Annotated in this window: 28 protein-coding genes; 6 read left to right on the top strand and 22 right to left on the bottom strand. The window is 62.4% G+C overall.

The window, feature by feature from the left end:
- Window positions 1-78 precede the first annotated feature (78 nt).
- Together ACNQP3_RS00830 and ACNQP3_RS00825 are read right to left on the bottom strand one after the other, a co-directional pair.
- Window positions 79-666 carry a mechanosensitive ion channel family protein gene (locus ACNQP3_RS00830; RefSeq protein ID WP_012270004.1) on the bottom strand — a complete coding sequence of 196 codons (588 nt, stop codon included), beginning with the start codon at window positions 664-666 and terminating at the stop codon, window positions 79-81.
- On the bottom strand, window positions 666-2,576 hold the full coding sequence (locus ACNQP3_RS00825; protein ID WP_264316703.1) for an ATP-binding cassette domain-containing protein: 1,911 nt from the start codon (window positions 2,574-2,576) through the stop codon (window positions 666-668). The genes ACNQP3_RS00830 and ACNQP3_RS00825 overlap by 1 nt, the downstream gene beginning before the upstream one ends.
- A gap of 50 nt (window positions 2,577-2,626) precedes the next feature.
- Here ACNQP3_RS00825 and ACNQP3_RS00820 point away from each other — a divergent pair, with 50 nt between their 5' ends.
- Entirely contained in the window at window positions 2,627-3,109 is a 483-nt protein-coding gene (locus ACNQP3_RS00820; protein ID WP_060493607.1) for a TIGR02444 family protein, read from the top strand.
- Here ACNQP3_RS00820 and ACNQP3_RS00815 read toward each other — a convergent pair.
- A complete protein-coding gene (locus tag ACNQP3_RS00815; RefSeq protein WP_264316702.1) occupies window positions 3,085-4,179 on the bottom strand; it encodes an AlgP family protein in 1,095 nt (364 codons plus the stop codon). The two genes, ACNQP3_RS00820 and ACNQP3_RS00815, sit on opposite strands and share 25 nt — an antisense overlap.
- Window positions 4,180-4,357: 178 nt before the next feature.
- On the opposite strand from ACNQP3_RS00815, the gene ACNQP3_RS00810 reads away from it, so the two are divergent.
- A complete protein-coding gene (locus ACNQP3_RS00810; protein ID WP_264316701.1) occupies window positions 4,358-4,996 on the top strand; it encodes an FKBP-type peptidyl-prolyl cis-trans isomerase in 639 nt (212 codons plus the stop codon).
- A 9-nt stretch (window positions 4,997-5,005) separates the two neighbouring features.
- On the opposite strand, the gene ACNQP3_RS00805 is transcribed toward ACNQP3_RS00810, so the two are convergent.
- From ACNQP3_RS00805 to ACNQP3_RS00775, 7 genes are all read right to left on the bottom strand, one after another.
- Entirely contained in the window at window positions 5,006-5,476 is a 471-nt protein-coding gene (locus tag ACNQP3_RS00805) for an Rsd/AlgQ family anti-sigma factor (RefSeq protein ID WP_012269999.1), read from the bottom strand.
- Window positions 5,477-5,707: 231 nt separating this feature from the next.
- Entirely contained in the window at window positions 5,708-6,214 is a 507-nt protein-coding gene (locus ACNQP3_RS00800; RefSeq protein WP_264316700.1) for a disulfide bond formation protein B, read from the bottom strand.
- A 221-nt stretch (window positions 6,215-6,435) separates the two neighbouring features.
- Window positions 6,436-7,674, bottom strand: a complete 1,239-nt coding sequence (locus tag ACNQP3_RS00795) for a heme biosynthesis protein HemY (protein WP_012269997.1) — start codon at window positions 7,672-7,674, stop codon at window positions 6,436-6,438.
- Window positions 7,671-8,771 (bottom strand): uroporphyrinogen-III C-methyltransferase, encoded by a 1,101-nt coding sequence (locus tag ACNQP3_RS00790; RefSeq protein WP_012269996.1) that lies wholly within the window; start codon window positions 8,769-8,771, stop codon window positions 7,671-7,673. Before ACNQP3_RS00790 ends, ACNQP3_RS00795 begins: the two co-directional genes overlap by 4 nt.
- A 45-nt stretch (window positions 8,772-8,816) precedes the next feature.
- Window positions 8,817-9,584, bottom strand: a complete 768-nt coding sequence (locus ACNQP3_RS00785) for a uroporphyrinogen-III synthase (protein WP_012269995.1) — start codon at window positions 9,582-9,584, stop codon at window positions 8,817-8,819.
- Window positions 9,581-10,522 (bottom strand): hydroxymethylbilane synthase, encoded by a 942-nt coding sequence (gene hemC, locus ACNQP3_RS00780; RefSeq protein WP_060514245.1) that lies wholly within the window; start codon window positions 10,520-10,522, stop codon window positions 9,581-9,583. Before hemC ends, ACNQP3_RS00785 begins: the two co-directional genes overlap by 4 nt.
- Window positions 10,523-10,697: 175 nt before the next feature.
- Window positions 10,698-11,441, bottom strand: coding sequence for a LytR/AlgR family response regulator transcription factor (locus ACNQP3_RS00775; RefSeq protein WP_012269993.1), 744 nt, complete (start codon window positions 11,439-11,441; stop codon window positions 10,698-10,700).
- A 296-nt stretch (window positions 11,442-11,737) separates the two neighbouring features.
- Here ACNQP3_RS00775 and argH point away from each other — a divergent pair, with 296 nt between their 5' ends.
- Window positions 11,738-13,132: an argininosuccinate lyase gene (argH, locus tag ACNQP3_RS00770; RefSeq protein WP_012269992.1), complete on the top strand. Its 1,395-nt coding sequence runs from the start codon at window positions 11,738-11,740 to the stop codon at window positions 13,130-13,132.
- A gap of 34 nt (window positions 13,133-13,166) precedes the next feature.
- On the opposite strand, the gene ACNQP3_RS00765 is transcribed toward argH, so the two are convergent.
- On the bottom strand, window positions 13,167-13,829 hold the full coding sequence (locus ACNQP3_RS00765) for a glutathione S-transferase (protein WP_179027377.1): 663 nt from the start codon (window positions 13,827-13,829) through the stop codon (window positions 13,167-13,169).
- A gap of 148 nt (window positions 13,830-13,977) precedes the next feature.
- Here ACNQP3_RS00765 and ACNQP3_RS00760 point away from each other — a divergent pair, with 148 nt between their 5' ends.
- Window positions 13,978-14,277: a hypothetical protein gene (locus ACNQP3_RS00760; RefSeq protein WP_012269990.1), complete on the top strand. Its 300-nt coding sequence runs from the start codon at window positions 13,978-13,980 to the stop codon at window positions 14,275-14,277.
- Window positions 14,278-14,346: 69 nt separating this feature from the next.
- Window positions 14,347-14,592, top strand: a complete 246-nt coding sequence (locus ACNQP3_RS00755; protein WP_012269989.1) for a TIGR02647 family protein — start codon at window positions 14,347-14,349, stop codon at window positions 14,590-14,592.
- 37 nt (window positions 14,593-14,629) lie between these two features.
- Here the strand turns inward: ACNQP3_RS00755 and ACNQP3_RS00750 are convergent, their stop codons facing one another.
- The 7 genes from ACNQP3_RS00750 to ACNQP3_RS00720 form a co-directional block, all read right to left on the bottom strand.
- The gene (locus ACNQP3_RS00750) at window positions 14,630-16,573 is read right to left on the bottom strand and encodes a cytochrome c/FTR1 family iron permease (RefSeq protein ID WP_012269988.1); all 1,944 of its coding nucleotides are present in this window, start codon (window positions 16,571-16,573) and stop codon (window positions 14,630-14,632) included.
- A gap of 108 nt (window positions 16,574-16,681) precedes the next feature.
- Window positions 16,682-18,100 carry an efflux transporter outer membrane subunit gene (locus ACNQP3_RS00745; RefSeq protein WP_264316699.1) on the bottom strand — a complete coding sequence of 473 codons (1,419 nt, stop codon included), beginning with the start codon at window positions 18,098-18,100 and terminating at the stop codon, window positions 16,682-16,684.
- Window positions 18,097-18,972, bottom strand: coding sequence for an HlyD family secretion protein (locus tag ACNQP3_RS00740; RefSeq protein WP_012269986.1), 876 nt, complete (start codon window positions 18,970-18,972; stop codon window positions 18,097-18,099). The genes ACNQP3_RS00745 and ACNQP3_RS00740 overlap by 4 nt, the downstream gene beginning before the upstream one ends.
- Window positions 18,969-19,181: a DUF1656 domain-containing protein gene (locus ACNQP3_RS00735; protein ID WP_003255905.1), complete on the bottom strand. Its 213-nt coding sequence runs from the start codon at window positions 19,179-19,181 to the stop codon at window positions 18,969-18,971. The genes ACNQP3_RS00740 and ACNQP3_RS00735 overlap by 4 nt, the downstream gene beginning before the upstream one ends.
- Window positions 19,178-21,265: an FUSC family protein gene (locus ACNQP3_RS00730; protein WP_012269985.1), complete on the bottom strand. Its 2,088-nt coding sequence runs from the start codon at window positions 21,263-21,265 to the stop codon at window positions 19,178-19,180. Before ACNQP3_RS00730 ends, ACNQP3_RS00735 begins: the two co-directional genes overlap by 4 nt.
- Window positions 21,262-21,714: a MarR family winged helix-turn-helix transcriptional regulator gene (locus tag ACNQP3_RS00725; RefSeq protein WP_060493614.1), complete on the bottom strand. Its 453-nt coding sequence runs from the start codon at window positions 21,712-21,714 to the stop codon at window positions 21,262-21,264. The genes ACNQP3_RS00730 and ACNQP3_RS00725 overlap by 4 nt, the downstream gene beginning before the upstream one ends.
- Window positions 21,715-21,858: 144 nt before the next feature.
- Entirely contained in the window at window positions 21,859-22,653 is a 795-nt protein-coding gene (locus ACNQP3_RS00720) for a tetratricopeptide repeat protein (RefSeq protein WP_012269983.1), read from the bottom strand.
- Window positions 22,654-22,859: 206 nt separating this feature from the next.
- On the opposite strand from ACNQP3_RS00720, the gene ACNQP3_RS00715 reads away from it, so the two are divergent.
- Window positions 22,860-23,423, top strand: a complete 564-nt coding sequence (locus ACNQP3_RS00715) for a WYL domain-containing protein (protein ID WP_012269982.1) — start codon at window positions 22,860-22,862, stop codon at window positions 23,421-23,423.
- A 291-nt stretch (window positions 23,424-23,714) separates the two neighbouring features.
- On the opposite strand, the gene ACNQP3_RS00710 is transcribed toward ACNQP3_RS00715, so the two are convergent.
- The 4 genes from ACNQP3_RS00710 to ACNQP3_RS00695 form a co-directional block, all read right to left on the bottom strand.
- Entirely contained in the window at window positions 23,715-24,074 is a 360-nt protein-coding gene (locus ACNQP3_RS00710) for a hypothetical protein (protein ID WP_223296394.1), read from the bottom strand.
- Window positions 24,071-24,694 (bottom strand): hypothetical protein, encoded by a 624-nt coding sequence (locus tag ACNQP3_RS00705; RefSeq protein ID WP_012269980.1) that lies wholly within the window; start codon window positions 24,692-24,694, stop codon window positions 24,071-24,073. The genes ACNQP3_RS00710 and ACNQP3_RS00705 overlap by 4 nt, the downstream gene beginning before the upstream one ends.
- A 448-nt stretch (window positions 24,695-25,142) precedes the next feature.
- Entirely contained in the window at window positions 25,143-26,126 is a 984-nt protein-coding gene (locus ACNQP3_RS00700; protein ID WP_264316698.1) for a hypothetical protein, read from the bottom strand.
- Window positions 26,127-26,135: 9 nt separating this feature from the next.
- A complete protein-coding gene (locus tag ACNQP3_RS00695; RefSeq protein WP_264316697.1) occupies window positions 26,136-26,624 on the bottom strand; it encodes an Hcp family type VI secretion system effector in 489 nt (162 codons plus the stop codon).
- Window positions 26,625-26,805 lie beyond the last annotated feature (181 nt).

The raw sequence follows: 26,805 nt of genomic DNA, 5'->3' as shown, positions 1-26,805 counted from the left end.
AATAACCAGCGATTTTTGATGGATTTCTATCGCCTGTACCGACCTCTTCGCGGGCAAGCACGCTCCACAAGTACAGGTTCAGTCCGCTTCGCCAGCCGGCTCTTTGTGCATCGTCTGCACCTCAGCCCCGCGCCAGCGCCGCACCGACTTCTGGAAGAACTGGCTATTGGGCACCTGCACCAAGGCCCCACCCGCTTCGGGCATTTCCAGCAGGGTGGTAAACAGCAGGTTGATGGCGATCACCCGGCCTTTCACGCCCGGCTTGTCCAGGGTGTCGACCAGTTCGACCACATCACCGATGCGAAACGGCCCGACCGTGAAGATCAGCACCGCGCACAGCAGGTTGGACAGCACGCTCCACATGGCGAAAAAGGCCACCGCCGCCACCGCGACAAAGCCGGACAATGCCGTCCACAGCACGGTCGCCGAAACACCCAGGCGCTCCAGCACGAACAGCAGTGCGCTGCCCATGATCAGCCAGCGCAGGCCGCCACGCACCGGGACCAGCAGTTCTGGCGGCAGCGGGTAACGCTGGCCCAGGCGGCTCAACCCGCGAGCAACGATGCGCTGCAGGAGGAAGGCTGCCACCAGGATCAACAGAATCTGCAAGCCCAGCCAGAAGGTGTCCATCCATTGTCCTGGCAGCAGCGACCGCAGTTCTTCCATCAGGACAACGCCTCGAGCTCGGCCTGCATGCTTTCGAGGGTTTCCAGCGCTTCCATCCAGGCCTCTTCCAGCTCACCTTCGCGTTGCTTGAGCTTGGTCTGGCGCGCCAGCAGGTCACGCAATTCGTCCTTGCGCGCCGCTTCGTAGAGGCCACCATCACCCAGCGCGGTCTCGATCTCGGCCAATTGCACGTGCACCTGGTTGAGCTCGGTTTCCAGCTTGTCGGCAGCCTTCTTGTGCGGTGCCAGTTGCTGGCGCAAGGCTGCGGCAGCCTGACGCTGGGCTTTCTTGTCGGTCTTGTCCGGGTTGACCGGGGCGGTACTGGCCGGCGCGCTGCGCTGGCGGTACTCAACCAGCCAGCGGCTGTAATCATCCAGGTCACCGTCGAAGGTATCGACCTTGCCGTCGGCCACCAGCAGGAAGTCGTCGGTGGTGCTCTTGAGCAAATGCCGGTCGTGGGACACCACCACCACGGCACCGGCAAACTCCTGCAGGGCCATGGTCAGCGCCAGGCGCATTTCCAGGTCGAGGTGGTTGGTCGGTTCGTCAAGCAGCAGCAGGTTTGGCCGTTCCCAGGCGATCAGCGCCAACGCCAGGCGGGCCTTTTCACCACCGGAGAAGTTCACCACTGGCTCGTCGCAACGGGCACCATGGAAGTCGAAGCCGCCAAGGAAGTCGCGCAGGGTCTGCTCACGCTCGGTGGGGGCGATGCGCTGCAGGTGCAGCAGCGGGCTGGCCTTGTCATCCAGCGAGTCCAGCTGGTGCTGGGCGAAGTAGCCTACCGCAAGGTTTTCGCCACGGACCAAACGGCCCGACAAAGGCTCCAGCTCACCGGCGAGGTTCTTGATCAGGGTGGACTTGCCGGCACCGTTGGGGCCGAGCAGGCCAATACGAGCACCCGGGGTGAGCTGCAGCTTGACCTTTTCAAGGATGGCCTTGTCGCCATAGCCAAGGCAGCCTTCGGACAGGCTCAGCAACGGGCTGGAAATTTTCTGCGATTCGCGGAAGACAAAGTCGAACGGCGAATCGACATGCGCCGCCGACAACTCCTCCATGCGCTCAAGGGCCTTGATCCGGCTTTGCGCCTGGCGGGCCTTGGTGGCCTGAGCCTTGAAGCGGGCGATGTACTTTTCCATGTGCGCGCGCTGCGCCTGCTGCTTTTCGTAGGCCTGCTGCTGCTGCGCCAGGCGTTCGGCACGGGTGCGCTCGAAGGCGGTGTAGCCGCCTTTGTACAGGTTCAACTTGCGCTGCTCGACGTGCAGCACATGGTCGACCACGGCATCGAGGAAGTCACGGTCGTGGGAGATCAGCAACAGCGTACCGGGGTAGCCCTTGAGCCAGTCTTCCAGCCACAGGATGGCGTCCAGGTCGAGGTGGTTGGTGGGTTCGTCGAGCAACAGCAGGTCGGACGGGCACATCAGTGCCTGGGCCAGGTTCAGGCGCATCCGCCAGCCACCGGAGAAGTCGCCGACGCGGCGGTCCATCTGTTCGTTGGTGAAGCCCAGGCCGGCCAGCAACTTGCGCGCGCGGGCGTCGGCGGTGTAGCCGTCGGCGCTTTCCAGTTCACTGTGCAGGCGCGCCAGGGCGGTGCCGTCGTGGGCCTGCTCGGCCGCGGCCAGTTCGGCTTGGACCTTGCGCAGGCGCACGTCGCCGTCGAGCACATAGTCCACGGCCAGGCGGTCGAGGGTGTCGACCTCCTGGCGCATATGGGCGATGCGCCAGTCACCGGGCAGTTGGCAGTCACCGGCATCGGGCGACAGCTCACCGCGCAGCAGGGCGAACAGGCTGGATTTTCCGGCGCCGTTGGCGCCGATCAGGCCGGCCTTGTGACCGGCGTGCAGGGTCATCTCGGCGCCTTCTAGCAAGCGCTGCGGACCACGCTGTAAAGTGAGGTTGGATAGTCTGATCATGATGGTCGCGGAGTCTACCAGCTTCCTCGGCCCATAGCGCGAGTGGAACCATGCACAACGACCTGTGGAGTTACGCCCTGGCCCTGTATGCCAGGCCTGGCGTGGAAGCCGCGTGCCTTGAGCTGCAAGCGCAAGGTAGCGATGTCTGCCTGCTGTTGTGCGCAACCTGGCTGCAGGCACGTGGCGTGGTCATGCTGGACGAGCGCGCGCAAGCGCTGCAGGAAGTTGTCGAGCCCTGGCAGCGTGAAGTGGTGGCCCCGTTACGCAGCCTGCGCCAACAATGGCGGGCGGCAGCGTCGCATGATGCGCAACTGGCTGCGTTGCGTGAGCAGGTGAAGGGGTTGGAGTTGCAGGCAGAAAAAACGTTGCTGGAGCGCTTGCAGGAACGCTCGCGACAGTGGCCCGGGGGCTCCCATGAGCCCTCGGACGACTGGCTGGCCCGGCTGGCGCCGGCCCCTGCCCGGCACCACGACGCGCTGGATCAACTGCGCGTCGCGGCGGCTGCGCTTCAGGACGCCGAAGACGGCGCCTGAGCCGGGGTGCTGGCGGGTGTCGACGCGGCTGCCGAAGTGGCCGGGGTCGCCGAGTTGGTTGTAACGGCCGGGGTGCTGCCGGCTGGCGTAGCGGGTTTGGCTTCGGCTGGCTTGCTGGCAACAGGCTTGGCGGCTGGCTTGCTGGCAACAGGCTTGGCGGCTGGCTTGGTGGCTGTGCGTGCAGGTGCCTTGGCGGTAGCTGGCTTGGCAGCTGGGGCTTTGGCGGCGGGCTTGGCTGCAGGTTTGGCAGCAGCAGTCACTTTGGCAGCTGGCTTGGCTGCAGGTTTGGCGGCAGCGGTCGCTTTGGCGGCGGGCTTGGCTGCAGGTTTGGCAGCAGCGGTCGCTTTGGCGGCGGGCTTGGCTGCAGGTTTGGCGGCAGCGGTCGCTTTGGCGGCTGGCTTGGCTGCAGGTTTGGCGGCAGCCGTCGCTTTGGCGGCGGGTTTGGCTGCAGGTTTAGCAGCAGCGGTCGCTTTGGCGGCGGGTTTGGCTGCAGGTTTGGCAGCAGCGGTCGCTTTGGCGGCGGGCTTGGCTGCAGGTTTGGCAGCAGCAGTCGCTTTGGCGGCGGGCTTGGCTGCAGGTTTCGCAGCAGCGGTCGCTTTGACGGCTGGCTTGGCCGCAGGTTTGGCAGCAGTAGTCGCTTTGGCAGCGGGCTTGGCCGCAGGTTTGGTAGCACGCAGGTCAAGAGCCTTGGCTGCGGCTTCGCGAACTTTACCTACACCTTGGGCCAGTTTGAGGCTGTCCTGGGCGTCGCGCTTGAGTTGCTGAATGTAAGAACGAGTCTGGGTTTGACGTTCCTTGAGGGCGTCGAGCAACTGTTCAAGTTCGCCAATGGCTTTTTGCGCCTTGGTTTGCGCCTTGGCTTTACCCGCCTTGGCCGCGTCTTGCAGTTTCAGGCGACCGTTGTGCAGTTTTTCCTGCGCCTTGCCACGCTGTTTTTCCAACTTGGCCAACAGTTTTTCCGCATCAGCCAGCGCTTGCGAGCAGGCTTCTTCCAAGTGTTCGAGCAAGCTGCCCGAAAGTTGCTGGAGCAGGTGTAACGGCGTACTTACTGGCTTCTTTTTGGCCGACATGGTTTACCTCCTGGCTGACGAGATTGCGGCTCATACTATGCTTCTGCTGCTACCGCCGCTAGGGCATGTTGACCGTAATATTTACGCCGCGTTGCATGCCTGGGCAAAGTTGTTATCTTGCAGCTGCGTGAAAGTGTAGTTGCTGAATTAATCACTGCTGGTATTTGGGAGTCAGGCGTTGCCTCGATATCTTGTTTTAGGTTTATGCCTGCTGGCCCCAATCGCCTTGGCCGACAGCGACGACCATGACCTGGCCTACAGCCTGGGCGCCAGCCTGGGTGAGCGGCTGCGTCAGGAGATGCCGGGCTTGCAGCTGGATGCACTGGTCGAAGGCCTGAAGCAGTCCTATCAGGGGCAACCCCTCAAGCTCGACAAGGCACGCATGCAGGCGGTGCTCCAGCAGCATGAAGCGCAGGAAGGTGACGCCTCGGTGCAAAAGCTGCAGGCCGCAGAAACACGCTTCATGGCCAACGAGCGTGGGCGTTACGGGGTACACGAACTAGCGGAAGGTGTGCTCTACAGCGAACTGCAAGTAGGTACGGGTGCGCAGCCAAAAGCAGGCGGCAAGGTGCAGGTGCGTTATGTGGGCAGGTTGCCTGATGGTTCGGTGTTCGACCAGAACCAGACGCCCCAGTGGTTCAACCTGGATTCTGTAATCGAGGGCTGGCAGGTGGCCTTGCCGAAGATGCACGCGGGCGCCAAATGGCGCCTGGTGATTCCTTCAGCGCAAGCCTATGGCGCCGAGGGGGCGGGTGATTTGATTGCCCCCTACACCCCCCTGGTGTTCGAGATCGAACTGCTGGCGGTTGGCGACTGACGCCAACCTTCAGGCCTGCACCGCGCCTTCTTCCTTGTGCGCGTTGTGCAGCACTTCGATAAGGCAGTCCTCAAGTTCGAAACGCTCATGCAACAGCCCGCCCAACTTGGCCAGCTTCTCGGCAAAGCGCTCGGTGTCCTTGCACTCACCCTTGGCGCAATGGTCATTGAAGGCCAGTGCGATCTGTGTGCTGTCGTTGATCCGTGGGTTGATTTCTTCGGCCAGCTTCAGCGCCTTCTCGTCCCCGAAAGCCTTGGCCTCGCTGGCCAATTGCTCGCAGACTTCGAAGTGCCACGCCGAAACGTAATCGACCAGGAGCGCGCAAAAGTCCCCGTTGGTGTCCTTGTCGGCAAAGGCTGGCTTCACATCGCGCAGGGCGCGAAAAGCCTGCACCAGTTCCTGGCGCTCCTCCAGCCAACGGTCGATCAGCTTGTGAACCCCACCCCAGCGTTCCTGGGCGTTCTGACAACTATCGAGCATGGCGATCTCTTCCCTTCTGGGTAGATGCCGCTGCACCTCGCACCACGACCGCGCAGCACAAAGGTGTCATCAGCAGGACGGCATCGAGCAGTTGTGTTTTCGGTATGCGTGCTGGGAGATTATTCCCGCGCGTGCTGGCCTTCAAGGTACGCAGCACACAAAGTTCATACAAGTGTTTAATACCCTGTTATATCGCCATTGGTCGCGCTAATGGCGCAACCTTGCGCCAAGTCATGTTCTTGCCAGGGTGCGGAAACGATACGCCAGCAGGCAACTCAAGGGCAGCACCGCCAGCAGCAGGAAGGCCAACAGGCTCCACTCCGGCAGTGTCAGGTCGAGAAAGCTCCAGGTAAGCGAGCTGCAATCGGGCCCCCCCAGCAACAGTTGCCGCGCCGCCTCGGCCCAGGATTGCTCGAACACCCGCCCGATGGGCGCCGGGCACATATGGATGACCCCATGAGCACCCTGCAACCAGACATGCCGCGCGGCCAGCACCGCGCCGGCCAGCGAGCAGCCCAGCGCCACCCGCGCATAACGAAGGGTGCCCCGCGTGCCCGGTGCCTGCAGCACCGCCGCGAGGCACAGCAGCGCGTAAAGGCCAAGCAGTAACCGCTGGCTGAAGCACAAGGGGCAAGGCACCAACCCCAGTGTGTTTTCCAGGTGGAATGAAACAACCAGTACCGCCATTGCAGCCAGGCAGGCAGGAAGAAAAAGGGTGCGCAAATGGGCCGGAAGCATGGGCTGGGTAAGTCCCGGGGAGATGTTGTGGTTTGAAACGGTAGAGGAAAGACACGCTTTGTTTCAAGGCACGACAGCAGCGACAAGTCGCTGAATCGCGTAGGAAATTTCCAGCGATGGAGTGGGAAGCGCCGGAAGGAATGGACTACGGATCTAACTGACAGCAATCGATAAATTACCCGCTCCCGAAGCCCGCACCTTGGCGCGGGCCTTGGGGTGGGTCAGGCGCGTACGCCTTCGGGCAAAGGCAGCGCCAGCAGGCGTTCGTCCAGCAGGCCAAGGCCCTCCTGGAACAGCTGGTTGCTGCGCTCGGTCTCGCCCAGCCCCGCGAGCAAGCGAGCCAGCTCGGCACAGGCCTCGGGGTTGCGCTCCATGCGCAGGCTGCTTTCCAGGTAATCACGCGCCTTGCCCCACAGGCGGTTCTGCAGGCTCAGACGGCCCAAGGTCAGCAGCAGGCTGGCGTCTTGCGGGTGGGCCTTGAGCCAACCTTCTGCGGTTTGCAGCTGACGCGCCGGATCATCACCGCGCACCAAGCCATAAAGGCGGGCCAGGTGGCTTTCGTATTCGCGCTTGAGGGCAGTGCGCAGCACGTGCTCGGCCTCGCTCTGGGCACCTACCTGGCGCAATTGCTCGGCGTACGCCAACACCAGCTGTGGCTCCTGGCGCTGGGCTGCGGTCAGCTGTTGCCAGGCGCGCTCCAGGGCCTGACGTGCAGTTTGCGCGTCCTCGCCACGGGTGGTGGCCAGGCTCAGGTTCTGGCCCCAGGCACGCTGCTCCAGGGCGGCCAGCTCGGCGGGCGGCAACACCTTGCCCTTGCGCAGGTCGGGCAGCAGGCGGATAAGTGCGGACCAGTCGCCGCGCTCCAGGTACAGGCGTTGCAGCAGGCGCAACACCTGGCTGTTGTGCGGGTGGCGCTCCTGCATGGCCAGCAGGGTTTCCAGAGCCCCATCGGTTTCACCACGGTCCATCTGCAACTGGGCATGGGTCAGGGCAATGGCCAGTTCCGCTTGCGGCTGGCGCTCCAAGGCACGCTCCAGCAGGTTGTCGCTGTCTTCGGTGCGGCCTTGCTCGTTGGCAGCACGCGCGGCACCGAGGTAATACAGCAGCGGTTGGCGCTCGGCCTCGGCGGCGCGGTGCAGGTGACGCTGAGCGCTGGCCCAGCGACCCTCGGCGAGATCGAGCTGGCCCTGCTCGATGGCTACGCGGATGCGCCGGCTGCGGTTACGCCGCGACCACGGGTTGACCACACCGCTGGAGGTCAGCACCAGGCCGACCAGGTAGCGCAACAGCCACAACAGCGCGACCACGGCCAGCAAGCCGGCCAGGGCCGCCCACAGCCCCGATTGATAGCGGAAACCACCATAGGAAATCAGCACGTAACCGCTGTGCTTGGCGACTGCGATGCCCAGCGCGGCGGCAACCACGATTGCCAGCACGGCCAGCAGGTAGACACGCTTCATGGCTTGCCCCCTTCAGCCTCGGCCGGCAGATGACGCCGCTGAATGTAGGCCTGCACTGCCGCCAGGCTTTCGCTGAGGTCGGGGGTAACCACGGACACGGGCTGATCGGCCAACGCATTGAGGCTGTCGAGCATGGCCTTGCTTTGCGGGTTGTCGGCGTTGAAGTTCGCCAGCAGCACGCTGCGGGCATCATCCAGCGCCTGTGTGTAGACCTTGGCGTCACCATTGAGCGCCGCCCACTGGGCCTGTTCGATGGTCAGGCTCAGGGCCAGGCGCAGCTGGTTCAGCTGCTGCCCGGCCAGCAGTGGCCGCACGTTTTCATCGGCGTTGAAGTCGATCTGGAAGTACTTGGAAATTTCTGCCCACCACTGCGACAGCCGGCTGGCACCATCACCATCGGCGGTCAGGGCGCCAAGCGCATCGGCATTGGTGTCGAATTCGGGCGACTGGGCGCTTAGCTGCTGTACCAGCTCACGCTGTGCTGCCAGTTTCAGGAACAGGCCAGTACGGTCCGGTTGCTGGGTGCTGCCGAGCGTGGCCAGGCTGCGTGCCAGTTGCTCCCGGGCGGCGAAAGCACCCGGGTCGCTCTGCTCGCGCAGAATTTCGTCGGCGCCTTCGACCAAGGCTTTGGCACTGGTGATGTCCTGCAAGGCCGAAAGGCGCAGGGTAGCCAGGCGCAAGAGGTGCTCGGCTTCTGCCAGGCGCCACTCCTTGCGGCTTTCTCCCAGCACGGTTTCCAGGCGCTGGCTGAGGCGCTGCTGGTCGCCCTGCAATTGCGCCACCAGGCGTCGGCGGTCTTCCAGCTCGCTGGCTGCAGGCAAGCTGGCCAGTTGCGCGCTGATCTGCTGTTCGCGCTGCTGCAGGGCTTCGGCGCGCTGGGTCAGCGCCTCGATGTGCTGGCCCTGGTTGAACTCGCTGCCTTGCAGTTGACGCACCTGCCAGACACCCCAGCCACCTACCGCCACCCCGGCCGCGCCAAGCAACAGGGCCAGCGCTGCCAGGCCACTGCCGGAGCGCTTGGCAGGTGGGGCGGTAACGGGTTCCGCCGGCGTCTGTGCCGACGGCTGATCGTTATTGGACAAGACAGTCTCGCTCACGTATCCATCCTTTGCATGGGGGCGCATCGCGTACAGCTTAGCGCCTTAAGAGGCAGGTGCAGCGCTACGCTGCACGGCTGCCAGCAAGGCCGTGGCACTGGCGCCACGGCAATCCACAACCTGTTGGGCCCCGGCGGCCCTGGCCTGCTCGGCGACCCGTGGGCTGGGCACGAACAGCGGCAGGCGTGCCAGCTGCGGCCAATCCGCACCGGCCAGCTGCTGCAAATGTTCAAAACCCTGCCCACTGCTGACCACCAGGCCATTGAGGCGTTCCGCTTCGATGCGGCGCATCAGCGTACCCGCCGGGTATACCGGCAGGCAGCGACGATACAGTTCCAGATATTCGACACTAGCACCTTGCTCTGCAAGACGCTCTGCCAGCAGTTCGCGACCTCCGACGCCGCGAACGATCAACACACGCGGTGCCGGCGCGGCAACTGCCTGGCGCAGGGCCGGCAGCGCCAGCAAGGCTTCGCTGTCATCGCCACGCGGCGGAGCGCTCACCTCCAACCCCGCCCCCTGCAGCACCGCAGCGGTTGCCTCGCCCACCGTGAACCAGCCTTGGCGTGGCGGCTGAAGGCTGGCCTTGGCCAGTTGCTCAAGCAACAGGCGGGCGGCCGGCTTGCTAACCACGATGATTGCCTGGAAGCCGTGCAGGCCTTCCAGTAACAATCGCTGCGGGGTCTCTAACGTAACGGGCTCAATCGCCAGCAGTGGCAGGCAACTGCTGCCCACGCCCTCCTCCGCCAGGCTTTGCGCCAGTGCCGCGCAGTCCTCGGCAGGCCGGGTCAGCAACAGGCGCCATTGGCTCACGGGTGGCCGGCCTCGCCATAGACTTCCTTGAGGATGGCCTCGGCGCCCTGGCTCAGTAAGTCCTCGGCTACCTGTACGCCCAAGGTTTCGGCAGCAGTGCGAGGGGCGCGGGCATCGGCCACCAGCAGCGTTCCGCCACTCGGCTGGCCGACCAGGCCACGCAGCCACAGCTGGTCGCCTTCAAGCACCGCATAGCAGGCGATCGGCACCTGGCAGCCGCCATTCAGGTGCTTGTTCAGGGCACGTTCGGCCACCACCCGGTCGGCGGTATCGGCATGGTGCAGTGGCGCCAGCAATGCATGAGTCTCAACGTCGGCACTGCGGCACTCGATACCCACGGCGCCCTGGCCGCCAGCCGGCAGGCTGTCATCGACGCTGATGGTGAAGGTGATGCGGTCTTCGAAGCCCAGACGGATCAGGCCTGCGGCGGCGAGGATGATGGCGTCGTACTCGCCGGCATCCAGCTTGGCCAGGCGGGTGTTGACGTTGCCCCGCAGAAAGCGGATTTGCAGGTCTGGCCGGCGCGCCAGCAGCTGGGCCTGGCGGCGCAGGCTGGAGGTGCCGACGATGCTGCCGGCAGGTAGTGCTTCGAGGCTGTCGAACGTATTGGAAACGAAGGCGTCACGCGGGTCTTCACGCTCGCAGATGCAGTACAGGCCCAGGCCTTCGGGGAAGTCCATTGGCACGTCCTTCATCGAATGCACGGCGATGTCGGCTTCGTTGTCCAGCAGGGCGGTTTCCAGCTCCTTGACGAACAGGCCTTTGCCGCCGATTTTCGCCAGCGGCGCGTCGAGTAGCTTGTCACCACGGCTGACCATGGGCACCAAGGTCACCAGCAGACCCGGGTGAGCCTGCTCGAGACGGGCTTTGACGTATTCGGCCTGCCACAGGGCCAAGGCACTTTTACGGGTGGCAATGCGGATTTCGCGAGTGGACATGGAACGCCCCGATCCAGAGAAATACCACCGATGATAACAGCATCGCCGGTATCGCTTGCAGATACGGATCAACAGGTCATGTGCGGCTTTGTGTGAAAGCGGCCTTGCGGCCCTTTCGCGACACAAGGCCGCTCCCACAAGGGCAGAACCAGGCCACAGGTTTGCGCAGACGGCCTCAGAGCGTCTGCATCATCTTGCGCACCCCAGCCACATGCCGGCGGCTGACGGTCAGGGCGTCGCCGTCCAGGCCTTTCAGGTACAGCTGAAAGTGCCCCAGCGGGGTTCGCTGCAGGCGTTCGATGCGCTCGCGGGCGACCAACGCATTGCGGTGGATGCGCACGAAGCGTTCGCCAAACTCGTCTTCCAGGGCCTTGAGTGGCTCATCGAGCAGTACTTCCCCGGCTTCGTGGCGCAAGGTCACGTACTTGTGGTCGGCGATGAAATAGATCACCTGGGGTATAGGGATCAATTCGATGCCTTTACGTGTACGGGCACTGATGTGGCTGCGTGGGCCACCACCTTCGTTGGCTGGCCGGGTAAGCGCCGCCAATTGGGCACGGTTGGGTTTTTCGGCCTTGCGCAAGGCATCGCGCAACGCCTGGGGCTGGAAAGGCTTGGTCACATGGCTGAGGGTACTGTCCTTGAATGCCTCGGCACCGTATTCATCGTCCCCGGTGCAAAACACCACCGCCGGCGGCGCCTCGCGTTCGCACAGGCGAGCGGCGACCTGCAGGCCATCCAGGCCTGGCATGCCGATGTCCAGCAGGACCACATCGGGCTTGAGGCTTTCGATCAGCGCCAGGGCCTCCTCGCCGTTGGTGGCGCTGGGCTCCAGCACGGTGTAACCCTCCAGTTCGCCGAGCAGCCGGGTGAGGCGTTCACGGCCTTGGGGTTCGTCATCAACGATCAGGACATTCATAATTGCGCTGGATTCCTGAATGAGTCTCGCACAGGTATAGCGTAGACAGGTGTGGTTCGAGCGACACTGCGGTCACGCTCTAGACCGGTGCGATGGCCAAAGATTCACTCGGACGGCAGATTCACCGCCAGTCCCTTGTCCAACTGTAGACGGTCCGTGGAACACTGCCGTTCATTCCTTAAAATCCTTCTCTGCCATTTTCCGGGCATTTCTCTCGACCGGCGCCCTGCGGCAGCCAGCCCAACCCTGCTATTATCGGCGCCACTTTTTCGTTCACGCCTGCAATGAGTGAATCCATGAGCACCGACAAGACCAATCAGTCCTGGGGCGGCCGCTTCAGTGAGCCCGTCGACGCCTTCGTCGCCCGTTTCACCGCCTCGGTCGATTTCGACAAGCGCCTGTACCGCCACGACATCATGGGTTCGATCGCCCATGCCACCATGCTGGCGCAGGTCGGCGTGCTCAGCGATGCCGAGCGCGACACCATCATCGATGGCCTGAAAACCATCCAGGGCGAGATCGAAGCCGGTAACTTCGACTGGCGCGTCGACCTCGAAGACGTGCACATGAACATCGAAGCACGCCTGACCGACCGCATCGGCATCACCGGTAAGAAGCTGCACACAGGCCGTAGCCGCAACGACCAGGTGGCCACCGACATCCGCCTGTGGCTGCGCGACGAAATCGACCTGATCCTGGCCGAAATAACCCGCCTGCAGCAGGGCCTGCTGGAGCAGGCCGAGCGCGAAGCCGAAACCATCATGCCCGGCTTCACTCACCTGCAAACCGCGCAGCCGGTCACCTTCGGCCACCACCTGCTGGCCTGGTTCGAAATGCTCAGCCGCGACTACGAGCGCCTGGTCGACTGCCGCAAGCGCGCCAATCGCATGCCACTGGGCAGCGCGGCGTTGGCTGGCACCACCTACCCGATCGACCGCGAGCTCACCTGCAAGCTGCTGGGCTTCGAAGCCGTGGCCGGCAACTCGCTGGACGGCGTGTCGGACCGTGACTTCGCCATCGAATTCTGCGCTGCTGCCAGCGTGGCGATGATGCACCTGTCGCGCTTCTCCGAAGAGCTGGTGCTGTGGACCAGCGCGCAGTTCCAGTTCATCGACCTGCCCGACCGCTTCTGCACCGGCAGCTCGATCATGCCGCAGAAAAAGAACCCGGACGTGCCAGAGCTGGTGCGCGGCAAGACCGGCCGCGTGTTTGGCGCTTTGACCGGCCTGCTGACCCTGATGAAAGGCCAGCCGTTGGCCTACAACAAGGACAACCAGGAAGACAAGGAACCGCTGTTCGACGCCGCCGACACCCTGCGCGACTCGCTGCGTGCCTTTGCCGACATGATCCCGGCGATCAAGCCCAAGCACGCCATCATGCGTGAAGCGGCCCTGCGCGGCTTCTCCACCGCCACCGACCTGGCCGACTACCTGGTACGCCGTGGCCTGCCGTTCCGTGACTGCCACGAAATCGTTGGCCACGCGGTGAAGTATGGTGTGGACACCGGCAAGGACCTGGCCGAGATGAGCCTGGACGAACTGCGCCAGTTCAGCGACCAGATCGAGCAAGACGTGTTTGCCGTGCTCACTCTGGAAGGCTCGGTGAATGCCCGTAACCACATTGGTGGTACGGCGCCAGCGCAAGTGCGTGCGGCGGTGGTTCGCGGCAAGGCGCTGCTGGCTTCGCGCTGATCAGAGCCTGGGGCCGCTTTGCGGCCCCCGGCCGTTAGCGTTTACCGCTACGAATCATCTCCATGAAGGCCGGCATCGCCGCCTCTTTGTCCGCCACGACCCGCGCCATGTGCGGGTTCTCGTTCATCAGCTGCAGCAACGCCTTGGCCTGCGGGAAGTCCGCCAGGAAGTCGATGTTCAGCACCTTCTTGCCCACGGCATACGCCAGGTCGACCGAGAAGCAGAACATCAGGTCTGCCAGCGTCAGTTGCTCACCCGCTACATAAGGTGCGAAACGCCCATTGCGTTTGAGGGTGGCAAAGCCAGCCAGCAGGTCGGCACGGGCTTTCTCCTTGATCAGTGGCTCCACCGACATGCCAAAGAACGCCTCGGCATAGCAGGTTCGTGCCGGCAGTTCGATATACAACTCGATTTCCTTGCGTAGCTCACGCACCTTGGCCTGCCCGAATGGGTCGGCCGGCAACAGCGCCTTGCCCCCCTGGGTCTGCTCGATGTAGTCGAGGATCACACTGGTTTCGCTGAGGAAGCCATGTTCGGTTTCAAGCACCGGCACCTTGCCACGTGGGCTTACTTTCAGTGCCTGTGGCGCCTGGCCGCCATAGAATGTGACTTCCTCGAAGGGCAGGCCTTTTTCCAGCAGGGCCAGTTTGACCATGTTGTAGTAGTTGCTGACCGAGAATCCATAAAGCTTGAGCATGAGGTAACAGCCTCCAGGCCGTAAGGGGTTGGCCCGGCTTTTATAGACCGTACGCCCGCCCCTGACTAGCGTCATGCACCCCATCAATGCCCAGGCATTGCCGCCACGGGCGTGGCACACTGTCGTATCCCATCACAGGAGTACCGCCATGAGCGAGCCCACCGACCTCGACAATGACGACGAAGCCTTCGCCGAGGCAACGCTGACCCAGGCCATCGAAAACCAGATCGAAAGCGGCGAACCGCCAGCGGCCAAAGCCACTTACAACAAGCTGACCCTGGTCGGCTATGAGCGTGAAGACATTCTCAACCTGATGGCCCATGTGCTGGCCTTCGAGATCGACAACATGCTGGTAGAGGACCGCGCGTTCAACGGCGAGTGGTATGAAAACGCTTTGCGGGCGCTGCCGGAGCTGCCGCCTGAGATGGATCAAGGCGAGGACGAATAACCCGACTACACTCGAAGATCAGGCACCGCTGACGGTGCCGCCATCCTTGTCTGGAAGTCAGGAGCTGCCATGCCTTTTACCCCCGATCTGATCGACGAACTGGAAGTACTCGCGCTGTTCAAACACGACAGCAGCCAGGAAGGCATCAAGATTAACAGTACCGCCGCCCCTGCCCTGATCGCGGCAGCGCAACGCCTGCATGAAAAGGGGCTGACCGATCAACCTGATGGCGGCTACCTGACCAGCCTGGGTCATGACGCCGTTGAAAGCGTGCAATTGCTGCAGAACATTCTCAAGGCGCCACAGCCGGCCTGAGCCGAGATTGAAAAGGGGCTGCCATGCAGCCCCTCGCTCAGTTTGCAGTTGCCCTGCGCTTTTCCGCCAGACGCGAACGCCCGTACAGGAACACGATGGCCAGCAAGGCCACCGCCTGCGCCGACAACGAGTAGGCGTCGGCATGAATCCCCAACCAGTCGAACTCGAAGAACGCTACCGGTCGTGTGCCCAGCACCCCGGCCTCTTGCAGCGCCTTCACGCCATGCCCGGCGAACACCACCGACAGCGCGCACAGCAGCGCGGCGTTGATGCTGAAGAACAGCGAAAGCGGCAGCTTCGCAGAGCCACGCAGAATCACCCAAGCCAAGCCCACCAACAGCACCAGTGCCGTGGCGCCACCCGCCAGCACAGCCTGATGCCCAGCAGGGCCTGCCTGCAACCACAGGGTTTCGTAGAACAGGATCACTTCGAACAGTTCGCGGTACACCGAGAAAAACGCCAGCAGGGCGAAGCCGAAACGCCCGCCGCCGCTAACCAGGCTGCTCTTGATGTAGTTCTGCCAGGCAGCGGCGTGTCGACGGTCGTGCATCCATACCCCTAGCCACAACACCATCACCGCAGCGAACAAGGCCGTGCAGCCTTCCAGCAGCTCGCGCTGAGCCCCACCCACATCGATCACATAGGCCGCCAGCGCCCAGGTGGCGAAGCCGGCAACCAGCGCCAGGCCCCAGCCTATGTTGACGCTGCGTACCGCCGACTGCTGCCCGGTGTTACGCAGGAAGGCCAGAATCGCCGCCAGCACCAGAATCGCTTCCAGCCCTTCGCGCAACAGGATCAGCAAACCGGAGATATAGCTAAGCGACCAGCTCAGGCCATCGCTGCCCAACAGCTTGGCGGCCTGGTCCAGCTTGCGCTTGGCTTCGGCCAGCCGTTGCTCGGCCTGAGCCACGGGCAACCCGTCCTGCAGCGATTGGCGGTAGGCCATGAGGGATTTTTCGGTGTCCTTGCGCGCCTGGGTGTCGATATTGTCCAGTGAGCTTTCCACCAACTCGAAACCTTCCAGGTAGGCCGCCACCGACAGGTCATAGGCCTGGTCATGGTCACCTGCGCGGTAGGCCGCCAGGCTCTTGTCCAGCGTGCTGGCGGTGTATTCGAGCAGTTGCGCCGGGCCACGTTTGACCTGCGGCGGCTGGGCACGCTGCGCGCGGAATGCTTCCAGCACCGCCGCGCCTTCATTGGCAGCGACCTCAGCCGGGGTCTGGCGGGCCAGGTCGGCGATGTTCCAGGTCTTGTCACCTTTGCCAGCTTCTGGCTTGGCGGTGAAGCTGGCGATATAAGCGGCCACATCCCAGCGCTGGCGGTCGTCCAACTGGTCGGCAAAGGACGGCATTTCGGTACCGTCGATGCCCAGGGCCAGTGTGTTGTACAGGTCGAACAAGCTCAACTGGTCGAGGCGTGCCGCATCACGCAGGTTGGCCGGGGCAGGCTCCAGGCCCACGCCAGCCGGTCCGTCGCCAGCCCCCGTGTCACCGTGGCAGATGGCGCAGTTTTGCGCATACAGCGCCGCGCCACGGGCAGGGTCCGGGGTGATCACCGGGGCCTGACTGACCTCGTAGGCTACAGCCAGGCGCGCGCCCAGCTGGCGGGCCTGCTTGGCGACCGCTGTGCCCTCTTGGCGCTGATCGATGGCCTGGCGCAATGCCTGGACGCCCTGCTCCAGTGCCGCTTGCTCGGCATTTGCGGGAAGGCCTTTGACCAGGTCGCCCAATACCGCGCCAAACTCCTGTTGCTCGCGGTATTCACCCTCGTCGATCACCTTGCCTTCTTGAACGGTCGGTGGGTAATCGGCGCCAATGTAGTCCAGCAGGTGCAAGGCTTTTGCGGCCTCGGCGGGCGACTCGGCCAGCGCCAAGGTGCTACACAGCGCCAGCACCGGGCCGAGCAATAGAGCCGGCAGCCAGGTGAGCAGACGGGAACGGGTATTCATGGCCAGTCTCGAAGGGAATGCGAAAGAGAACATTGTTCACTCCGACTTGGCTTCCCTCAAGGGTGCAGGGCGGATTTCATGAAAAATCTTGGTACAAATCAGATGAAGTGGGGCATGAACATCCACCCCACAAGGATCTCATCAGTGCTTGGCGGTGTCCTTCCAGCCCCCGCCCAACGCCAGGAATACCCCGATTTGCCCCATCGCCACCTGGCTATTGGCCGCCGCCAGCTGAGCACGCATATCAGTGTAAGTCCGCGTCGCCTGCAAATCCGCCAGGAACGACTCACGCCCTGCCTGGTAATAGCGGTGCGTCTGGTCCGCCGCTTCCTTGGCCGATTTCTCCGCCTCGGCCAGCGCATCACGCCGGTCCAGTAGGGCGCTGTACTGCGCCAGGCGCGTCTGAGTTTCGCGAATGGCGTTCAGCACCACCCCATCGAAGTTCGCCAAGGCTGCCTGGGTAGAAGCTTCGGCCATGCGAATGCGCGCGCGGGTACCGTTGGTGGGGATACTCCAGCTGATCTGCGGGCCGAAGCCCCAGCGGTTGGTTGCAGGCTCGCCGAGGTTTTCCAGGATACCGATAGTGCCCACCTGAGCGCCGATGCTGATGTCCGGGTACAGTGCGCCCGTGGCGACGCCGATGGAGGCCGTGGCAGCAGCCAGCTGACGCTCGGCCTGGCGCACGTCGGGGCGGCGCTTGAGCAACGCGGCGCCATCGCCTACCGGAACCAGCTGGTTCAGGTGCGGCAGTTCGGCACAATCGGCGGTGCCTGCAGGCAGCTGGTCGACGGGTTTGGCCAACAGAGCCGCCAGGGTATACATGCCGGTCTCGCGCTCGGCTTTGAAACGTGGCAGTTCGGCGCGCAGGGATTTGAACTGAGTCTGCGAGCGGGTGACCTGGGTTTCATCACCACGCCCGGCATCACGCAGGCGCTGGTTGAGCGTCACGCTCTGTTCCTGCAAGTCGAGCGACTCGCGGGCAATGTGGTACTCCTCGTTGGCCGAGCACACCTGGGTGTAGGCCTTGACCACGTCTGCCACCAAGGTAATACGAGCAGTATCGGCAGCGGCCTGCACTGCGTCGGCGTTGGCCTTGGCCGCTTCGGTGCCGCGCTTGAAGGTGCCCCACAAGTCGAACTGGTACGAGGCGCTGATGATGGCCTCACCGATGTTGGCCACCGGTACTTTTTCCGGCAACAGGAAGGCTTCGCCCGACTCCTGCAGGCGCTGGGCGCCAAGCTTGACGCCACCGTTGAAGCCGCCTTGCGATTCGGCCACCTCCACTTGGGCCCGGGCCTTGGCGATGTTGGCCGCGGCCACGCGCAGCTCGGTGTTGGCACTCAGTGCCTGACGCACCAGCTCGTTCAGCCGTTGGTCCTGATACAGCTGCCACCAGTCTTCGGGCACCGGTGCCGAAACCACGCTGTCGGCATCCTGGCGCAGCGGGCCGTTCAGGTCGCTGCGTTGCACCGCCGCATCCTTCGGCACCTCATAGTCGGGCCCCACCATCATGCAGGCCCCCAACGACAGGCACAGGCCAGCCAGGATCAGCTGTTTCATGGGCGCTGGCCCTCGATGATCGACACCGTGGCAGTACGCCCGGCGATCATGCGGAAGTCTTGCGGCACTTCGTCAAAGGCGATGCGCACCGGAATGCGCTGAGCCAGGCGCACCCAGCTGAAGGCCGGGTTGACGTTGGGCAGCAGGTTGGCACCGCTGCTGCGGTCGCGGTCTTCGATGCCAGCGGCAAAGCTCTGTACGTGGCCGCGCAGCCGGGTGTTGTCGCCCATGACGCGGATGTCCACGGCGTCGCCGATTTGGATGCCACCCAGCTTGGTTTCTTCGAAATAACCGTCGACGTGGTATGAGGCACTGTCGACCACCGACAGCACCGGGCGGCCAGCGGTGACGAACTCGTGGTTACGCGGCGCGCGGTCGTTGAGGTAGCCATCCACCGGGCTGCGCACGACCGAACGGTCAAGGTTGAGCTGGGCAGTATCGACCGCCACCTGCGCCTCGCTGACGGCCGAACGGGCGCGGGCCTCGCGAGACTGGCTTTCTTCCAATTGCTCGGCGGCCACCAGGTTGCCCAGCTTGCGGTTGCGCTGCGCTTCGCGCGAAGCCTGGGCCAGGGTTTCCTGGCGTTCGCCGAGGGTTGCCTTGGCCTGGCGCAGGGCCAGGCTGAAGCGGTCCTGGTCGATGGTGAACAGCACGTCGCCGCGCTTGACGGTCTGGTTGTCGCGCACCTCGACCTTCTGGATCAACCCCGACACGTCCGGGGCGATCTGGATCACGTCGGCGCGGATGTGGCCGTCGCGGGTCCAGGGGGCAAACATGTAGTACACCACCATCTGCCACACGAGCACGGCGGCGAAGGTCACTACCAGCAAGGTCAGGACCACACGGCCCAGGGTCAGCAAAGGTTTTTTCATGGCAGCATCAAGTTTCGGCAAAAGTGGTCCACCGCGCCAAGCAGCACGGCATACAGGGCAACGTTGAACAACGCCCGGTGCCAGACCAGGCGGTAGAAGTGCAGGCGCACCAGCACCGCATGCACCCCCAGGAACAGCAGGTAGGTGCCAAACATCATCACCAGCAGCGTAGGCAGGAACACCCCGCTGATATCCAGTTCACCAATCACAGGGGTGCTCCGTCGAGGCCGGGGGGCAGTTGCGGTTGTTCGGCGGGTTCGAGCATCACCTCCACACCTGGCAGCAACGCCAGGCGCAGGCCGCTCAGGGCATGCAGCAGGTGGGTGCGGGCATCGCCGCGCTCGTACAGCTCATCCAGGTTCAGCGCCAGCCGGGCGCGCTCCATGTTGCGCAGCAGCGCGGCTGGTGCGTGCAGGCGCTCGCCGGCACGCAGGCAGGCTGCATAGTGCGCGCCGACTTCCTCGACCACCGTGCTCAGGCGCTCGCGGGCCTGCTGGCCGGCGCGCGGCATATAGGCCAGCAGGTCGAGCAGGTTCAGCCCCACACGCAGGTCACGCAGTGCCACACCACTGTCCTGGCCGGTTTGCGACAGGCGCGGCAGGTGCTGCATCAGGCGGTCGAGCATCTGCACGCCAACCTGGCGGTGTTCGGCCAGGGTCGCCGGCTCGGTCATTTCGACGATGTCACGCCAGGCGAAGCGGGTCATGCGCTTGGCCGCCAGCTCCACGCCGAACGGGCGCATCACCAGGGTCCAGATGAAGGCGAACAACAAGCCAACGGGACCGGCAAGGTTGGAGTTGAGGAAGGTGAAGAAGTCGGCGTCGTAGGCGCCCTGGATGCTGATGAAGGTCGAGGTGTTGACGATGGTCAGCAAGGTGCCCAGGTAAAACCTCGGCTGCACGGTGAGGGTGCCGATGCAGATGAACGGCACGGCGAAAGCCAGCACCAGCATCGGGAAGTCGTGCAGGTTGGGCAACACCAGGAACAGGTACAGGCTGGAGAAGATGACCGACATCAGCGTCCAGAAGAAAAACCGGTAGATCTGCGGCGCCGGGTCGTCCATGGCGGCGAAGAAGCTGCACGACACGGCCGCGAGGATCACCGCGCTGGCGCCGTCGTTCCAGCCCAGGCCGATCCACAGGCCGCAAGCGACGACGATCGCCAATACGGTGGAGGCCACCGAATACAGCATCAGGCCACGGTCGAAGAAGGCCGTCAGGCGGCCCAGGCGCCAGTGGCGGTACACCGCGCGCCAGGGCTTGGCATCATCGGTACGCAGGGCGTGCTGCAGGGTGCAGCAGTCCTGCCACAGGTCAGCCCATTCGGTCAGGCGGTACAGGGCGTTGGACAGCAGCAGCTCGGCGCGCTGGTCTAGGGCCGCAGCACCTGGCTGCAGGCGGTCGATCTGCTCGTGCAGCGTGGTCCAGCGTGCGACCGAGGGGCTGTCGGCAGTGCCTTTCAGCCATTCGCGAGCGGCCTCAAGCACAGGTTGAAGCTGAGCGAACTGGGCCGGGGCGCGGCCTTCCAGGGCCACCAGGGCGTCGTCGAGCGCGTCGATCACCGGCAGCAGGTGAATCATCCGCCCACGCAACTCGCGGGCGTTCTTCACGGTATGCGGGCCGGCACCTTCGTGGCCGAGCTGACCGATCATCAGCTCCAGCGAGTTGAAGGTAGCAACCATCGCCCCACGCATACCGCCGATCTTGTCGGCGCTGACCTCACGGGCCAGGTAGATGTCGCTGTAGCGGATCGCCTCGGTGAACCAGTTACTGGTGGCGCCGACCACCACCGGCGCCAGCCGGCGCGGCCAGAAAATGGCCCCGACCACCGCCGCGCAGACGATACCCAGGCATATTTCCTGGGCGCGAGAAGACGCTACGTCGAACACCGCCAACGGGTTATCCACTACCGCCAGCGCGATCATCGGCAGGGTGTAGCCGGCCAGCATCAGCACGTAGTTGTTGGCCGTGCGCAGGTTCAGCGAAAGGAACAGCAAGGTGCCTGTCCACAGGGCAATGGCGATGCTCAGCAGCAACGGTGACTGCACCAGCGGCGGCACCAGGAAAATGGCCCCACCGGCGCCAAGCAACGTGCCCACGGCGCGGTACAGCGCCTTTGAGCTGGTCGGGCCGACGAACGGGCTGGAGACGATGTACACCGTGGCCATCGCCCAATAGGGGCGCGGCAGCTGCATGAGCAACGCGATGTACAAGGCGATCATGGAGGCAGCGAAAGTACGCACGCCGTAGAACCAGTCGCGGGCCGGGGGAACCGAGCTGAAGAAGCCGTTCATGCCGCCCCGCCCGAGCTGCCCAGGCCTGCAGCCTCGAAGGCGCGCAGCACGCGCAAGGCGGCTTCCAGGTCGGCCTGGTCGATACCGTGCAGCACATCGCGGCGCAGGCGCACCAGTTCGGCCTCGATGGCTTCGGCCAAGGCACGGCCTTCGGCGGTCAGGCTCAGGGCCTTGGCGCGGCGATCCAGTGGATCCTCGCTGCGGCACACCAGGCCGGCCTTGCACAGTTGATCGAGCAGACGCACCAGAGAAGGGCTTTCCAGGCCGGCAGCCTGTGCCACGGCCACCTGGTGCACACCGTCACCCAGGCGCACGATCATCAGCAGCGGCGCGGCGCAGGCCTCGGAAATGCCGTAACCGGTCAGGGCGGTATGGCAGATGCGCCGCCAGTGGCGGGCCGCAACCACCATGCCACTGCTGACTTGCAGGCGCAGGAGATCAAGGGACATGAGGGGAACCAAGCATATTCATAGTTTGCTAACTATCAATATACGCCTTGCCCTCCCCCCGCCGTCAACAGGGGGTGACGAGGGGTATGGATGAATTGTTGTTCATGCTGGAGCTTTTTACCTGCCGGCACAGGCTGCAGAAGATCAGGATTGGATCTGATCTTCCAACTTCATGGTCAAAGCCAAGGTGCTACCCATTTGCACTGCCCGGTCCCGCCACTCCTGGTAGCGCACCACGTCACGGCTGCTGAAATGCACTGCCAATTCCTCTGCCGCCTGCACGACTCCCGCCGCTGCCGCCAGCTCCAGCCAGTACAGCGCCGCCTTGAGGTCGGCCTCTACATACAGGCCGTGCATCAACCGGTAGCCCACCTCGAAACGGCAACGCGCCTCGCCCCGCTCGGCCCCGCGCAGGAACCACTGGTAGGCCTGCACCAGGTCTACCTGCCAATCCAGGTCGCCATCGCACACCTCCTCCTCATACAGGTCTCCCAGCGCCGCCGCGGCATGCAGCATCCCGCGCTCGAAGGCCTGGCGGTAGCACTCCGCCGCCTGCACGTAGGAAGGCTCGATGCCCTTGCCGAAGTAGTGCTGCTGCCCAAGGTTGAACCAGGCAGCAGCATTGCCCTGCAGGGCCGCCATGCGCAACAGGTGCCCGGCCAATTCGGTATCGGCGCGCCAGTACTTGCCGTTGAGCCAGATCCAGCCAAGGTCATTCAGTGCCGCCACACTGCCTTGCAACGCCTGACGGCGAAGGTCGACATACACTGCCTGCAGGTCGCTGGCCTCATCCAGGCGGTTGACCAGCAGCGACCGCTGGCTGGGCAAGCCCACACCGGCAAACAGCCGCTGTCGCCTCCCGACGGGAGCCGGTGGGGCGATGACCCGCTCGGGTAGAAGGCGGGCAAGCAGCGAATGGATATTGCTGGCAGCAGACATGTTCATCCTCATTGAACGACGCACAACCCAACCTTCGGTTGTGATGAGGCGTGATTCTGCGTGACGTCACGTCAAAACCTGTCGCGAACGATTCGGCACGAGGCAACCAAATGCGACTTCCTTGATCTGAGCGGGCTGTGGCCAATTGCCACGCCCCTCGCGTGCCGCCATCCTATTGCGGCAAGCCTAGACAAGGACGTTATCTTTTGCCGTTCGCCACCACTCGCGCCACCCTCAGCCGACAGTGGGCGCTGCTGCGCCAGCTGCCCAGCCGCTCTCCAGGCATTACCAGCGCCGAGTTGGTGTGGCGCCTGCGTGACGTGGGCTTTACGGTCAGCAAACGCACCGTCGAGCGCGACCTCAATGAGCTGTCGCTGATCTTTCCGCTGGAACGTAATGACAAGAGTATTCCGTTTGGCTGGCACTGGTCGGCCAGTGCCGTGGGCGAGTTGCGCGGTAACTTCGACTTGCTCACGCATCTGCGAGGGGATGCGTTGCAACCGGCGCAGGGAGAAGGCATGGAGTTGGTGGCACGGATCAGCGATGCACTGGCGCGGCAGTTGCGGGTTGCCCCCTTGAGCAGCGATATGCAGCTGACAGCGCTGGAGCATGGGCATCGGTTACGCGCCACGGTGAGCGATGGTTGGCCATTGCGCTGGTGGCTGTTGAGCCATGGGGATGGGGTGGTGGTGGAGCAGCCTGCTGACTTGCGTGAAGAGATTGGCAAGATCCTGAGCAGTGCGGCGGCTCAGTACCAGAGTAGCCTCTGAGATAGCGCACTGCCCGAGCGGAATGTTGCACGCACTCCCTCAGTACCCGTCTAAAACCGTGCCAGCCCGACATTCCGTACCTAACCGGATAACTGCAGCGCAATCAGCGATTAAAAAGGCAAACCGAAAAACTTCATCACACCATTGAAAAAAGAAACAAGATTGTGAAAATCAACCCGTGGGGAGTGTCACATCCAACGCAACCCCGCTATAGGCACGTGTTTTGGTCTGAACCGCAGTCTTCCACCTCCATGTTTGCGTCACGAGTTCCTTCAAATTATTACCGCCCTTCTAAAAAGAACCGAGAAACAGGAAGACCATAGAAGAGATAAACATTGTGCACCATGCCCCGACCAAAACCCTTTTTATCGAATTTGGAAAATCTCGCAACTGATCCACATCAACCAATCTTCTACGCGCAAATACACCCGGCATCGTCAATACTGTTGATATGGTACAGATACGCATTATTTTTCCTATAACTCCTGCTGGCGCATAGAGTTTTTTGTTCCCGGAAACATAAACACTCTTCGACAGTAACTCTTCAATCTCATCAAGATACCGCACAGCCACGAACACAAGCACCAACAGCGCTGCCATACCCAAGAAGAAGAAACCCACAGCAACTAAGTTCATCTCAAATTGATTCACGATTTTTTATTCTCGTAGATAATTTCCCCGAGCCACTCGCCGCCCTCTTTACCTTTGTCACCGCCTACTTCACCTCCAACAACTCCACCGACAACGGCGCATACTAGAGCACCAGGCCCGCCAGTCGGTAGTCCGAATACTACCGTGCATATCAGGGACGCTGTGGCACCTCCCAAAGCACCCAGCATAGCGCTTCCACCTAGGCCCCCGATTAAGCCACTCCCCTCTATATACTTGGCTTTTCTGCATTCTTCCTCACGCCCAATGGTGCACGCCTTATGAATGGATAAACCTGTCGCGGCCACATCCAATGCAATGCCAATATAGGCTCCTTTCTTGATCAGACTCGCAGCCTTCGCCACTCCCGTTACCTTCTCGGCATATCCGGAAATCTCCCCGGTACTCAGATAGCGCTTGGTGGATAGCTGCAGCATCCGCTTGATCGATCCCTGATTGCGTAGACCAGAACCGTAAGCGGCAGTCTTCCCCAGCTGCTCATCCAACGTCCTGAACAGCGCTGCACGTTTGGCGTAGAACTCTTCTCGTACCCTGAACGCACCACCACTCATATGCACGTGGTGCAGTTGCTCGATCTGCTCCAGCGGTAATCGGCTGTTCATCGATTGCTGATCAGGAATGCTTTGCTGCAGCCGGCAGGGGTCGATACTTTTGGGGCGACTCTTGCTATGTGCAGCACCGGCCAGTGTAAGCTAACGCAAGTACAGCCAGGCGCGGAACACTAACATGGATAGGATTTCGATAGTCAAAGCCAGCCAGAGCCCAATGAGTGTCCGTTTCATTTTTAGTGGGAAATTGTTTACTTCCTTCATGTTGATGAGCCCGCGACGGGCATAAATAGCCGGCATTGTCATCATGCAAGCAATACAGCATGTGCGTAAGACTTTCCCTGGTAGTCCAGCCCGGAGAAAGGTGCTCCTTATTCCTTGTATATAGCTTGATTTTTCTAGTAAGGATTCAATTCGTTCAACGTAAAAATGAGCAATATAAATAAGCAAAATTAGGATTATCAGCCCTGGGCTAAAAACAAGCAGCGCCACCCAACCGGGCTCAATTGGTATCATCTGAGACCTTGCGATAAATCAGATCGCCAATAAATTCTCCACCCGCATTTCCTATTTCGCCTCCAACGGCACCCCCTACTGCTCCGCCCACAACCCCACAGACTAGAGCACCAGGTCCGGTCACTGCACCAAGGACAACTGCGCAACCGGTCGTGGCAATTGCGCCACCGAATGCACCGCCTAGACTGCCTCCCGTCAAGCCTAATACTAATGAGCTACCTTCGACATATTTTGCTCTGGTGCATTCTTCTTCTCGCCCAAGTATACAAGCTTTGTGAATTTCCAACCCCGTAGCGGCGACATCCAATGCGACCCCGAGGTATCCCCCTTTCTTGATCATATCCGCAGCCCTAGCGACTCCGGCTACCTTGTCGGCATATTTTGAAATTTCCCCGGTACTCAAGTAGCTTTTGCTAGAGAGCTGCAACATCCGCTTGATCGACCCATGATTCTTTAGCCCTGTGCCGTATGCAGCGGCCCACCCGAGCTGTTCATCCAGGGTTCCGAACAACACCGCGCGCTTTGCATAAAACTCTTCGCGCTCCCTGAATGCACCCCCGCTCATATGCGCGCGGTGCAGTTGCTCGATCTGCTCCAGCGTCTTCTTGATCGCATCCAGATGCCTGGCCCAGCCATCGCTCGCTGCCCCTGCCCCTATCGACGCATGGGCCAGTAGACTCTGTAGCATCTCGAAGTTTTCCAGCAAGAACCCGTCGACACCGCCACCGTTGAGCATGATGTCGCGGTGGATGCCCGCCGCCTTGGCCATTAGAAAGGCTTCATGGCTGGTGCAGTAGGAAGTGTCGGGATCACCGACGATTACCAGTTCACCGGCCAAGACCACCGTATTGACGATATGCGCATTGAGCACATCGAACTTGGCCTGCTGGTTGGCGCTCATGGGCGTGCCATTTTTCAGGGTCGCGTAGTTCTGCGCCCTTGGATTTATAAAGCTGCGTGCCTCGGACATGGTCGTTCCTCACGCAAACTTCTTGTTGGCAATTCGGTCCCAGCCACCGGTCACATTGCCGCCAGCACTGCCGTCGACGCGCTGCTGCCGGGTGTAGGTAGTCTTGATACGGCCGTAGTTGAGCTGAACGATTTCAGTCGGCACACCGGCATGCGCGCTTTGTGCGTAGTCGGCGATGATCACTTCCTCGAGCACCACTTCGTAGTACTTGAGCTTGTCGCTACCGGCGCGGCAGACGACCAGCTTCACTTCCTTCAGGTGCTGCCCCGCGCAACTGGCTTCGAGCAGTTTGCAACTGGCGTTGTCCAGGTACTTGGTGAAGGTCAGATTGCTCAGCGTGGTGCGCCCGAAAGTGGCGCCGCCTGCAGAACTCGCGGTGACGGAGGTGCTTTGGCTGGCACCAAATGTGTAACCGAGGATCTCGATCCAGTTGCTGTATTGCTCGTCTTTTGCTTCGCCAGCGATTTCCGCGATTTGAATATAGGCATCGAAAGCCATGATTACTGCTCCTTGTAAATGACGGAGCGGAACAGGCTAGGCTCGGGAAAGAACGGCCGCAATCTTTCTATGGAGATCGATGCAAGATTCAGAAGTTTCCTACGAATTTCACGATCTTTTTGGATAACAGATGTTTGAAAGTATTTCTGGATTTGGTTAGCGGCCCGCACGCCGCAACAAA

The organism is Pseudomonas sp. LFS074 (genome assembly GCF_047978165.1).
Lineage (GTDB): Bacteria > Pseudomonadota > Gammaproteobacteria > Pseudomonadales > Pseudomonadaceae > Aquipseudomonas > Aquipseudomonas putida_P.
This window is presented reverse-complemented; position numbering and strand designations above follow the sequence as displayed.

Bases quoted from the DNA above. Each gene is read 5' to 3' on its own strand.
- ACNQP3_RS00830 (WP_012270004.1), bottom strand. From the start codon at position 666: ATGGAAGAACTGCGGTCGCTGCTGCCAGGACAATGGATGGACACCTTC.
- ACNQP3_RS00825 (WP_264316703.1), bottom strand. From the start codon at position 2,576: ATGATCAGACTATCCAACCTCACTTTACAGCGTGGTCCGCAGCGCTTG.
- ACNQP3_RS00820 (WP_060493607.1), top strand. From the start codon at position 2,627: ATGCACAACGACCTGTGGAGTTACGCCCTGGCCCTGTATGCCAGGCCT.
- ACNQP3_RS00815 (WP_264316702.1), bottom strand. From the start codon at position 4,179: ATGTCGGCCAAAAAGAAGCCAGTAAGTACGCCGTTACACCTGCTCCAG.
- ACNQP3_RS00805 (WP_012269999.1), bottom strand. From the start codon at position 5,476: ATGCTCGATAGTTGTCAGAACGCCCAGGAACGCTGGGGTGGGGTTCAC.
- ACNQP3_RS00800 (WP_264316700.1), bottom strand. From the start codon at position 6,214: ATGCTTCCGGCCCATTTGCGCACCCTTTTTCTTCCTGCCTGCCTGGCT.
- ACNQP3_RS00795 (WP_012269997.1), bottom strand. From the start codon at position 7,674: ATGAAGCGTGTCTACCTGCTGGCCGTGCTGGCAATCGTGGTTGCCGCC.
- hemC (WP_060514245.1), bottom strand. From the start codon at position 10,522: ATGTCCACTCGCGAAATCCGCATTGCCACCCGTAAAAGTGCCTTGGCC.
- ACNQP3_RS00775 (WP_012269993.1), bottom strand. From the start codon at position 11,441: ATGAATGTCCTGATCGTTGATGACGAACCCCAAGGCCGTGAACGCCTC.
- argH (WP_012269992.1), top strand. From the start codon at position 11,738: ATGAGCACCGACAAGACCAATCAGTCCTGGGGCGGCCGCTTCAGTGAG.
- ACNQP3_RS00765 (WP_179027377.1), bottom strand. From the start codon at position 13,829: ATGCTCAAGCTTTATGGATTCTCGGTCAGCAACTACTACAACATGGTC.
- ACNQP3_RS00760 (WP_012269990.1), top strand. From the start codon at position 13,978: ATGAGCGAGCCCACCGACCTCGACAATGACGACGAAGCCTTCGCCGAG.
- ACNQP3_RS00755 (WP_012269989.1), top strand. From the start codon at position 14,347: ATGCCTTTTACCCCCGATCTGATCGACGAACTGGAAGTACTCGCGCTG.
- ACNQP3_RS00750 (WP_012269988.1), bottom strand. From the start codon at position 16,573: ATGTTCTCTTTCGCATTCCCTTCGAGACTGGCCATGAATACCCGTTCC.
- ACNQP3_RS00745 (WP_264316699.1), bottom strand. From the start codon at position 18,100: ATGAAACAGCTGATCCTGGCTGGCCTGTGCCTGTCGTTGGGGGCCTGC.
- ACNQP3_RS00740 (WP_012269986.1), bottom strand. From the start codon at position 18,972: ATGAAAAAACCTTTGCTGACCCTGGGCCGTGTGGTCCTGACCTTGCTG.
- ACNQP3_RS00730 (WP_012269985.1), bottom strand. From the start codon at position 21,265: ATGAACGGCTTCTTCAGCTCGGTTCCCCCGGCCCGCGACTGGTTCTAC.
- ACNQP3_RS00725 (WP_060493614.1), bottom strand. From the start codon at position 21,714: ATGTCCCTTGATCTCCTGCGCCTGCAAGTCAGCAGTGGCATGGTGGTT.
- ACNQP3_RS00720 (WP_012269983.1), bottom strand. From the start codon at position 22,653: ATGTCTGCTGCCAGCAATATCCATTCGCTGCTTGCCCGCCTTCTACCC.
- ACNQP3_RS00705 (WP_012269980.1), bottom strand. From the start codon at position 24,694: ATGAACAGCCGATTACCGCTGGAGCAGATCGAGCAACTGCACCACGTG.
- ACNQP3_RS00700 (WP_264316698.1), bottom strand. From the start codon at position 26,126: ATGTCCGAGGCACGCAGCTTTATAAATCCAAGGGCGCAGAACTACGCG.
- ACNQP3_RS00695 (WP_264316697.1), bottom strand. From the start codon at position 26,624: ATGGCTTTCGATGCCTATATTCAAATCGCGGAAATCGCTGGCGAAGCA.